The organism is Mycobacterium sp. E2479 (genome assembly GCF_001667925.1).
In the GTDB taxonomy this organism is placed as follows: Bacteria; Actinomycetota; Actinomycetes; order Mycobacteriales; family Mycobacteriaceae; genus Mycobacterium.
The window spans coordinates 1-9522 of sequence record NZ_LZJR01000132.1; the positions used below are offsets into that span (position 1 = coordinate 1).

6 protein-coding genes are annotated in these 9522 nt (G+C 70.9%); 1 reads left to right on the forward strand and 5 read right to left on the reverse strand.

The annotated features are described in order from the left end of the window. Positions 1-569: UvrD-helicase domain-containing protein (locus A5686_RS20005; protein ID WP_197520649.1), on the reverse strand; the 569-nt coding region annotated here is incomplete at its 3' end. Positions 570-740: 171 nt separating this feature from the next. Here A5686_RS20005 and mrx1 point away from each other — a divergent pair. Beyond that, entirely contained in the window at positions 741-995 is a 255-nt protein-coding gene (mrx1, locus tag A5686_RS20010; RefSeq protein ID WP_067937898.1) for a mycoredoxin Mrx1, read from the forward strand. An 8-nt stretch (positions 996-1003) separates the two neighbouring features. Here the strand turns inward: mrx1 and nudC are convergent, their stop codons facing one another. The 4 genes from nudC to A5686_RS20030 all read right to left on the reverse strand — a co-directional run. Beyond that, positions 1004-1936 (reverse strand): NAD(+) diphosphatase, encoded by a 933-nt coding sequence (gene nudC / locus A5686_RS20015; protein ID WP_067937900.1) that lies wholly within the window; start codon positions 1934-1936, stop codon positions 1004-1006. Beyond that, the gene (locus tag A5686_RS20020; RefSeq protein ID WP_067937902.1) at positions 1936-3006 is read right to left on the reverse strand and encodes a TrkA family potassium uptake protein; all 1071 of its coding nucleotides are present in this window, start codon (positions 3004-3006) and stop codon (positions 1936-1938) included. The genes nudC and A5686_RS20020 overlap by 1 nt, the downstream gene beginning before the upstream one ends. Positions 3007-3100: 94 nt before the next feature. Then, the gene (locus A5686_RS20025) at positions 3101-6406 is read right to left on the reverse strand and encodes an ATP-dependent helicase (protein WP_067937906.1); all 3306 of its coding nucleotides are present in this window, start codon (positions 6404-6406) and stop codon (positions 3101-3103) included. Then, positions 6403-9522, reverse strand: a 3120-nt coding sequence (locus tag A5686_RS20030; RefSeq protein WP_067937904.1) for an ATP-dependent DNA helicase, incomplete at its 5' end; no start/stop codon positions are given. The genes A5686_RS20030 and A5686_RS20025, both read right to left, overlap by 4 nt.

The window sequence follows — 9522 nt, forward strand, 5'->3', positions numbered from 1 at the left end:
TCGTAGGCGGCGTAAACGGTGGCGACCCGGGCGGCGTCCAGGGGGATGTCGCGCGCGGCGGCCGCCACCGCGGCCGGGTACTCCTCCGGCCCGATCAACGACGCTTTGGCCCACTCGATCTCGCCGGCCAGGTCGCGCACGTCGTCGGTGCTGGCGTTGATCCGGACGCGGCCGGCCGCCCGTGCGACCACGGCGAACTTGCTGTCCAGCAGCTGCCACCCGGTCTCGCCGACCACCCGCGGCCAGAAATACCGCAACTGCCGGTGCGCGGCCGCGTGGAACGTCAGAGCCGAGACCGCGCCGACGGAGGTGTCCCCGCCCGCCGCGGCGTCGATCGTCCGCAACCTCGAGCGCATCTCCCCCGCCGCCCGCTGGGTGAACGTGACGGCCAGCACCTGCCCGGCCGCGACGTGACCGCTCGCGACAAGCTGGGCGATCCGGTGCGTGATGGTGCGGGTCTTTCCCGTGCCGGCACCCGCGAGCACGCAGACCGGGCCGCATGGAGCCAGCACGGCCTCGCGCTGCTCGTCGTCCAGCCCCGCTGTCAATGGATCGGCGACCGTCGGCATGGCGTCCATCTTGGCAGCGACCGCCGACAAACCCGGCGCATCGCCACGCCCTAATCGGCGGAACTGGCGTGTCGCCCCGGCGAGTCGGCGGATCTCGTCCCCCTTGCAGCCGAGTGGCCGCGTACTACCCCCGGCGTGGAATGCAGCGTCGCCGGGTTACGTTAACCAACCATGACCTCTGCTCCGCTCACCGTCTATACGACCTCATGGTGCGGTTACTGCCATCGGCTCATGACGGTGCTGAAGTCCAACGGAATTCCCTACAAGGCGGTCGACATCGAGCACGACGCGACGGCAGCTGATTTCGTCAGCTCGGTCAACGGCGGCAACCGGACGGTTCCGACGGTGAAGTTCGCCGACGGGTCGACGCTGACCAATCCGACCGCGGCCCAGGTGAAGGAGAAGTTGGCCGACGCCGGCCACTGAGCGCACGGTCAGTCGATCGCGGCCCAGGATTCGATGATCACACGGGCGATCGAGATGGACCCGGGCAGTAGAAGTTTCGAGTCCGACGAGCTGGACCAGTCCCCCGCCGCCAGCGCGGCGCGCACCTCATCGCGGGTGAACCAAGCCGCCTCGGCGATCTCACCGTCGTTGAACGAGAATTCTTCGGCCGGGTCGCCGACGGCGTGGAAGCCGACCATCAGCGACCTGGGGAACGGCCACGGCTGACTGCCCAGGTATCGCACGTCGCGGACGGTCAGGCCGATCTCCTCGCGGATCTCCCGAGCGACGCACACCTCGAAGGATTCGCCTGCCTCGACGAATCCGGCCAACAGCGAGAACATCCGCTCGGGCCACACCGCTTGGCGGGCCAGCACCGCGCGGTCACCGCCGTCGTGAACCAGACAGATCACCGCCGGGTCGATCCGCGGGAACTCCTCGTGACCGGTGACCGGGTTGACGCGTGACCAGCCCGCCCGGGCCGGTCTCGTCGGCGAACCGTCCACGGAGCTGAAGCGGGCCTTCTCATGCCAGTTCAGCAGCGCGACCGCCGCGGACACCAGCTGGCTGCTGGTGTCGTCGAAGATTGGGCCGAGACTCCGCAGGTTCACCACCTCGGCATGCGCGTCCGGATCTTCGGGAGCCTGTAGCGCGCCGCGGACGCCCCAGACGTGGCGGCCGTCCTCGAGGCGCCCCAGAAACACGGCCTCCGACGGCGGCTTATCGCCGATTTCTGCGGCGGCACCGAGTACCACCCGGCCGTTGGCGACCAGCACCTGATTGCGCGAATCCACTCGCAGCAGCGCCGCATCCGCCCAGCCCGCGCCGGCCGCCTCGACGTCGGTGCGCAGCTGATCGGCGCGGTCGGCACCCACCCGCGAAAGCAGCGGAACGCTGCGTAGCTGAAAGTCCGAGATTGCCATCAGTGGTCGGCGTTTCGGATGTACAGCAGTCTGTCATTGGCCTCGATGGCGTCCGCCTCCGGTGCACCGATGCGCAGCAGGTGGCCATCGCGCACCACGCCGAGCACGATGTCGCGCAGGTGCCGCGGTGATCCGCCGACTTCGCTCTGCTCCACTTCTCGCTCGGCGATGGCCAGCCCCATGTCGGGGGTCAGCAGATCCTCGATCATCTCCACGACGCTGGGCGTGGTGGTGGCCAGTCCAAGGAGCCGCCCGGCAGTGGCCGAGGACACCACCACCGAGTCCGCTCCCGACTGCTGCAGCAAGTGCTGGTTCTCGGTCTCCCGGATCGAGGCGACGATCTTGGCGTTGGGTGCGATCTCGCGCGCCGTCAGCGTCACCAGCACAGCGGTGTCGTCGCGGCTGGTGGCGACGATGATGGAGGCCGCGTGCTGGGCGCCGGCCAACCGCAGCACGTCGGCTTTGGTCGCATCACCATGCAGGGTGACCAGGCCCGCGCTTTCCGCGTGCTCGAGCGTGCTGCGATCGGTGTCGACCACGACGACCTCTGTTTGCACGGTCTCGTCACCGAGGATCGCGGCAACCGCCGTTTTCCCCTTGGTTCCGTATCCGATCACGATGGTGTGGTTGCGCACTCTGCTCCTCCAACGCTGAATCTTCCACCCGTGGCGAGATCGCTCGGAGAGCACTTCGAGCGTGGTGCCGACCAACACTGCCAAAAACGCGATCCGCAGCGTGGTGAAGATCAGGGTGTGCACCAGCCGCGCGGTTTCGGTGTAGGGCGTGATGTCGCCGTAGCCGGTGGTCGACAGGGACACCGCGGAGAAGTACACGCAGTCCAGGAAGGTCAGCGGTTCGTTGCGCACATCTCGGAAACCGTCGCGGTCCACGTAGACGATGAACGCCGCGGCGAACAACACCACCAGTGCGATGGCCAGGCGGCGGGTGATGACACGGATGGGGCTGGCATGCTCCTCGGGGATGCGCACCACGCCGATCAGCTGGTGACCGCGTTGAGCAGTCAGGGTTTCGTCCAGACCGCTCAGCTTTCGGGACCTACCGTTGCCCACGGCGGTCCGTCATCGGCTTGCCTTTTGCGCACGAGACCCGCACGGGTCTTATGTAACCACGGCCACAGCTTCACCAACACTCGGGCGGCGCACGTCACACCGGCACGTGACGATCGCCGTCCGGATCCATCAGCAGCCCCGCCACCTCGGCGTCACCCGGCAGTTCCTCGGGGACCACGGTGGTGCGGGCACGCACGTAGTAAAAGGCGGTGCGCACCGAGGATTCCGGGACACCGGCCAACGCCGCCCAGGCCGAGCGGTAGACGGCAAGTTGGACGGCGGCCTGCCGCTTCGCCTCCGGCCCGCGTGGCGGTTCACCGGTCTTCCAGTCGACCACTGTGGCACCCCCGTCGGGATCGGCGAAGACGGCGTCGATGCGTCCGCGTACCAGCGTGTCACCGATCGGCATCTCGAAAGGTACCTCCACGGCGACCGGAGTCCGTGTGGCCCAAGATGATTCCTGAAATGCTTCCTGCAGCGCCGTCAATTCCGCGGCGTCGCCCGCATCGGAATCCGCCGCACCCGGCAGATCGCCCAGATCGAACAGACACTCGGCGCCATAGAATTTCTGAACCCATGCGTGAAACGCATTGCCCAGCAACGCATGTGGCTCGGGCCGCGACGGCAACCGGTACATCAGCCGCTGCGCGGTGCCCGCCCGGTCACGCGCCAGGCCGACGAGTGAGCTGACCGACAATTGGCCGGGGAGCGCGCGCGGCGCCGGCCGCACCGATCGGGCGCGCTCGGCCAGCAATGCGTCGACGTCGGCAGCCCACCCGTCCACGTCGACGCCCGCCTCGGTCGCGTCGGCCACTAACGTCTGCCTCACCAGCGCGGCGCCGTGCTCGACGTCGTGGCGCCGCCGTCCCAACGGGTCGGGCGGCCATACCGCTTCTAAGGCACTGTCGCGCAGCGGGTTTCGTTCCCCGTCGGCCGGTGGCGCTGCCCAGGGTTCCACCGTTCCGCAGGGCTCGCCGGCCGCGGCCGAATCGTCGATGACGGCCTTGATTTCGCACAGGAAGTCCGATGGGCCGCGGGGCTTCGCACCGGTGGCCCCCCAGTGGTGCCCTGACACCAGCAGGGTGTCTTCAGCCCGCGTGATGGCAACATACAATAACCGCCGCTCCTCGTCGATGCGTCGCTGCTCGAGTTGGCGACGATGCTCGGAAATCTTGTCCGACAGTTGCTTTCGGTTCGTGACGTCCGAGGTGTCCATCACCGGGATGCCCAGCGCACCCGTGCCGGCGCGATCGCCGCGCAACAGCGGTGGCAGCTCGGCGGCGTCGGTGAGCCACGTCCTCTTCGACGCCGTCGAAGGGAAGATGCCGCCGGACAGGTGGGCCACGGCCACGACCTGCCATTCCAGCCCCTTCGCGGAGTGCACGGTGAGCACCTGGACGCGGTCGCGGGCGACCGTCAATGGCGCCGGCGCCAAACCGTTCTCGACCGTCTCGGCGATGTCCAGAAACGCCAGCAGGCCGGTCACCGACGTGGACGTCGATCCGTCCGCCGGCCCGGTGCGTTCCGCGTAGCCGGCGACGACGTCGGCGAACGCATCCAGGTGCTCGGTACCGGCCCAGCCGACGTCGACCCCCGCTGCGGCCCGAACTTCGCAGTCGATACCCAGCACACGGCGCACCTCGGCGACCAAATCCGGCAGCGGGTGGCCGAGGTGGGCGCGCAGGGCACCGAGTTCGGCGGCCAGCGCGATGATGCGCCGATATCCCGGGGCCGAATATGCCGCGGCCGCACCGGGATCGGCGATGGCATCGGCCAGGCATGCGGTGTCCGCGTCGGGGTCGGCGGCCCTCGCGATCGACTCGGGCGAGGACGCTTGGGCGGGCTGCACTGCCCCGCCGAGCGCACGCGCACGCTGCCACAGCGCCGCGAGGTCGCGGGCACCAAGGCGCCACCGTGATCCGGTGAGCACGCGCATCGCAGCCGCCCCGGCCGTCGGATCGGCGACCACTCGCAGCATGGCCACCACCTCGGCGACCTCCGGAATGGCCAGCAGGCCGGCCAGCCCGACAACCTCGACCGGGACGCCACGGGCACGCAACGCGTCGGCGATGGGCGCCGCATCGGCGTTGCGGCGCACCAACACCGCCGCCGTCGGCGGACTGGCGCCGTCGTCGCGGGCGCGCTGGTACTGCGCTTGGAGATGGTCGGCGATCCACTCCCGCTCGGCCGTCACATCGGGCAGCAATGCGCAGCGGACGGTGCCGGGCGGGGCATCCGGGCGCGGGCGCAACGCGTGCACGGCCACCGATCGCCGCCGCGCCTCCGCCGAGACCGCGTTGGCCACCCGCAGGTTCCGCGGCGGGTTGCGCCAGCTGGTGCGCAATTCCAGGATCGGGGCGGGGGCGCCGTCGGCTCGAGGGAAGTCGGTGGCGAACCGCGGCAGGTTGGTGGCCGACGCACCACGCCAGCCGTAGATCGACTGAATGGGGTCGCCGACGGCGGTGAGGGCCAGATCATCGTCGACTCCGCCACCGAATAGCGCTGAGAGCGCGACGCGTTGGGCGTGGCCGGTGTCCTGATACTCGTCGAGGAGTACCACCCGGTAGCGGCTGCGCAGCTCCTCCCCCACTTGTGGGAATGTCGCCGCCAGCCTGGCCGCCGAGGCCATCTGCATCCCGAAGTCCATCACCTTCGCGGCGCGCATGCGGTCGCTGAGCGCGTCGAGCAGCGGCACCAGTTGGGTGCGTTCGGTCTGGGTGGCCAGCAACCGCAGCAGCCATTGGCTGGGTCCGCGATCCCGTTGGTACGGCCCCGCCGGCAGGGAGTGGATCAGCCGCTCCAGCTCGACGTGGGTGTCGCGCAGCTGGCCGGTGTCCACCAGGTGTTCGGCCAGTTGTCCCCACAGCCGAAGCACCATCGAGGTGACCGCCGCCGGGGTCTTGTCGGTTCGCAGTTCCCCCGGATACCCGGTCACCACGTCGAAAGCCAGCTGCCACAACTCGGTTTCGCCGAGCAGCCGGGTGTCCGGCTCGACGGGCAGCAGTAGCCCGTAGTCACGCAGCAAGGAGCCCGCGAAGGCATGGTAGGTGCTGACCGTCGGCGCGCCTTCGGGGTCGACCGCCGCATCGCCGGCGACGCCGGGCGCACCTAGGCCGACACCGGCCAGCCGGGCCAGTCGGGACCGGACCCTGCGCAGCAGCTGGCCGGCGGCCTTGCGGGTGAACGTCAATCCGAGCACCTGACCGGGCGCGGCGTAGCCGTTGGCGATCAGCCACACCACCCGTGCGGCCATGGTCTCGGTCTTGCCGGCGCCGGCGCCGGCGATGACCACCAGCGGTCCCGGCGGCGCGGCGATGACGGCGGCCTGCTCGTCGGTCGGCGGGAAAAGCCCCAGCGCGCCGGCTAATTCGGCGGGGGTGTGGCGCGGGCGCGGAGTCACCGCTGCGACCCGTCGGCGTGGGCCGGGCAGTTCGGCCGGACGGGGCAGTGCGTGCAGCCGTCGTTGCGCCGCGCGACGAACTGCGGGCCGGACGTCGCGGCGGCCGCGCGCGCGATGACACCGCGCCATTCGGCGCCGGCGGCGGCGGTCAGCGGATCCTGTTCGCGTTCAGCGACTCCGGATGCTCCGGTTTTGCCGAGGTACACCAGCCGCGCGCCGCCGGGCTCGGCATCGTCGGTCCCACTGCCGAACAATCCCTCGGCTACCGCCAGCTGATACATGGCCAACTGGGCGTGTTGTTGCGCATCGTCCTTGCTGACCGGTGTCTTGCCGGTTTTGATGTCGACGATCACCAGCCGCCCGGCGGCATCGCGCTCCAGCCGGTCGACCCGGCCACGCAACCGCACCTGGCCGGCGTCCTCGGTGGCCACAATTCCGTCGATCTCGACCTCGACGCCGACCTCGGTCAGTGCGCCACGGGTCTGTGCCCGCCATTCGATGAACGCCTCCAGCATGGCGCGGTGCCGGGCCAGCTCGTTGGCCGAATGCCATTGCGCCGCAATGGGCAGGTGCGTCCAGGCGCGGTCCAGCTCGGACAGCAATCTTGATTCGCTCTGATTCGGTTCGGCGATCAGGGCATGCACCACGGACCCGATCGCCGAGCGCACGTCGCGCGGGTTTGATCCGCCGTGCCGCTCGGCGAGCCAGCGCAGCGGGCAGTCGTCGAGGGTCTGCATCGTCGACGGCGTCAAGGTGACCACGTCGCCGCTGTCGCGCAGCGGTTCGGTGGTGCTGATCGCAGTGAGGCCGTGCCATCCGGCTGGGTCGGCGCCGGGTACGCCGGCTTTGGCCAGCCGGGCCAATTGGGTTGCCGCGCAGGCGCGGGCGCGTTCATTCACCGCGCCGTCGGGCGCGCACACGACGGCACGCAGCCGGCCCACCAGCGCGGCCGCGGACAACACCCGCGGCGCCGAGACCGGTTGTGCGCCGGTGCTGTCGGTGTCGTCGGCCCACTGCGCGATCTCGGTGAAGAAGACCGACGGCAGCGCGGCCTGTAGACCGGCCCCACCGGTATCACTGTCGACGGCGGTCACCAGCAGCCGGCGCCGGGCCCGGCCCATCGCAGCCACCAGCAGCCTGCGCTCCTCGGCCAGCAGTGGCGCCCGCACCGAGGCATCCGCCCCGACCCCGTCCAGCACGTCCAGCAGCCGCTGGGTGGCCAGCACACCGCCGCGCGGAACGGTGTTGGGCCACAGGCCATCCTGCAGTCCGGCGATGACTACGAAATCCCATTCGTGCCCCAGCGCGGCGTGTGCGCTGAGCACCCTTACCTGCTCGGCCGCGACGACCGGCTCGGGGGCGGCACTCGGCAGCGCCATTGAGGCGATGTGCTCGACCAAACCGCGCAACGACGCGCCCGAGGTGCGCGACACATAGTCATCGGTGGCCTCGAACAACGCGGTCACCGAGTCGAGGTCCCGGGTGGCCTGGGTCGCGGCGGGACCGCCACGCTCGATCACCGACAACCAGCGGCGCTGCAGCCCGGACCGGTGCCAGGCGGCCCACAGGGTGTACCGGGGGTCGGCACCCGCGCGGTGTGAGCGCGCGGCCGCGTCCAGCACCGCGCGGATCTTGCGCAGTGGGGCGAACCGCGGCCCCGGCGGCGTCGCGTCGCCGGACAGCGCCTCGACCAACAGGGCCGAAAAATCGCGGGGTGCGCGACCGGGATTGGCGCGCTGTAGTGTTCGGCGCAGCCCGCGCAACGACACGGGATCGACCCGACCGAGGGGGCCGGTCAGCAACGCCAGCGCCTGCTGCCCGTCCAGCCCGTCGGCGGTGGCCAGCAGGACGGTGAGCAGGGCCCGCGCGGCCGGCTCCTCGGACAGCGGCCCGGCTACGGCGGCTGCGGCCACCGGCACTCCAGCGGCGGCCAAAGCGCGCGGCAGTCGCGCCCCGGCCCGCGCTACCGACCGGACGATGACCGCCATCTGCGACCAGGGCACACCGTCGATCAGGTGTGCGCGCCGCAGCGCGTCGGCGATGGTCGCCGCCTCGGCGTGCGCCGACGCGGCCAGCCGCACCGTGACGGATCCCTCTCCCGCACCGGCTCCGTCGATCCACCGGCCCCTGCTGCTGCCGGGTAACCGGCCGGCGATACCGCTGACCGCGCGCGCCACGGCGGGAGCGCAGCGGTGCGAGGTCGTAAGCGTCACCGGCGGCGCGTCGCCACCGAGCAATCCGGCGGATTCGCCGCCCCGGAACCCGAACACCGCCTGGTTGGGATCCCCGGCGATCAGCGCCAGCTCGGCGCCGGCCGCGAGCACCCGAACCAGGCGGGCCGCCTGCGGGTCGAGCTGCTGGGCGTCGTCGATCAACAACACCCGGATTCGGCCACGTTCGGCCGACAGCAATTCGGGGTCGACGGCGAACGCTTCCAGTGCGGCACCGACCAACTCGGCGGCGCCCAGCGCGGGTGTGGTCGCCTCCGGCGCGGCCGTGCCCACCGCCGCGCGCAGCAGCATCACCTGCTCATACTGGCGTGCGAATTGGCCGGCGGCGCTCCACTCCGGGCGCCGGCAACGGCGCCCCAGCCGCTCCAGCTCGTGGGGATCCACGCCGCGTTCGGCGCAGCGGGCCAACAGGTTTCGAAGCTCGGTCGCGAAGCCGGCGGTGCTCAGCGCGGGCCGCAGGTGGGCCGGCCACGCGGTCGCGGCGCGCGGCCCATCCTCGAAGTCGCCGGCCAGCAGTTCCCGGATGATGGCGTCCTGCTCGGCGCTGGTGACAAGCCGCGGTGGCGCCTCGCCGGCGCGCTCGGCGGCGCGCCGCAAGACCGCGTACGCGTACCCGTGCACGCTCCGCACCAACGGCTCACTGACGGCGGCCCGGGCCGGGCCGGTGGTCCGCGAGCGTAGCAACGCCGTCGTCAACGCGCCCCGCTCAGCCATCCCGACCCGGCCGGAACCGGTAAGCAGCAGAACCGACTCCGGGTTGACACCGGCGTCGATCTGGGCAACCGCGGCGTCGATCAGCAGGCTGCTTTTACCGGTGCCGGGCCCGCCGAGGATACGCAGCTGACCGCGCGCACCGGGGTCTAAGACGGTGTGCGCTTCGGCATC

What these genes read in the sequence shown, in the direction of transcription:
- mrx1 (WP_067937898.1), top strand. Translation starts at nt 741, where the DNA reads ATGACCTCTGCTCCGCTCACCGTCTATACGACCTCATGGTGCGGTTAC.
- nudC (WP_067937900.1), bottom strand. Translation starts at nt 1,936, where the DNA reads ATGGCAATCTCGGACTTTCAGCTACGCAGCGTTCCGCTGCTTTCGCGG.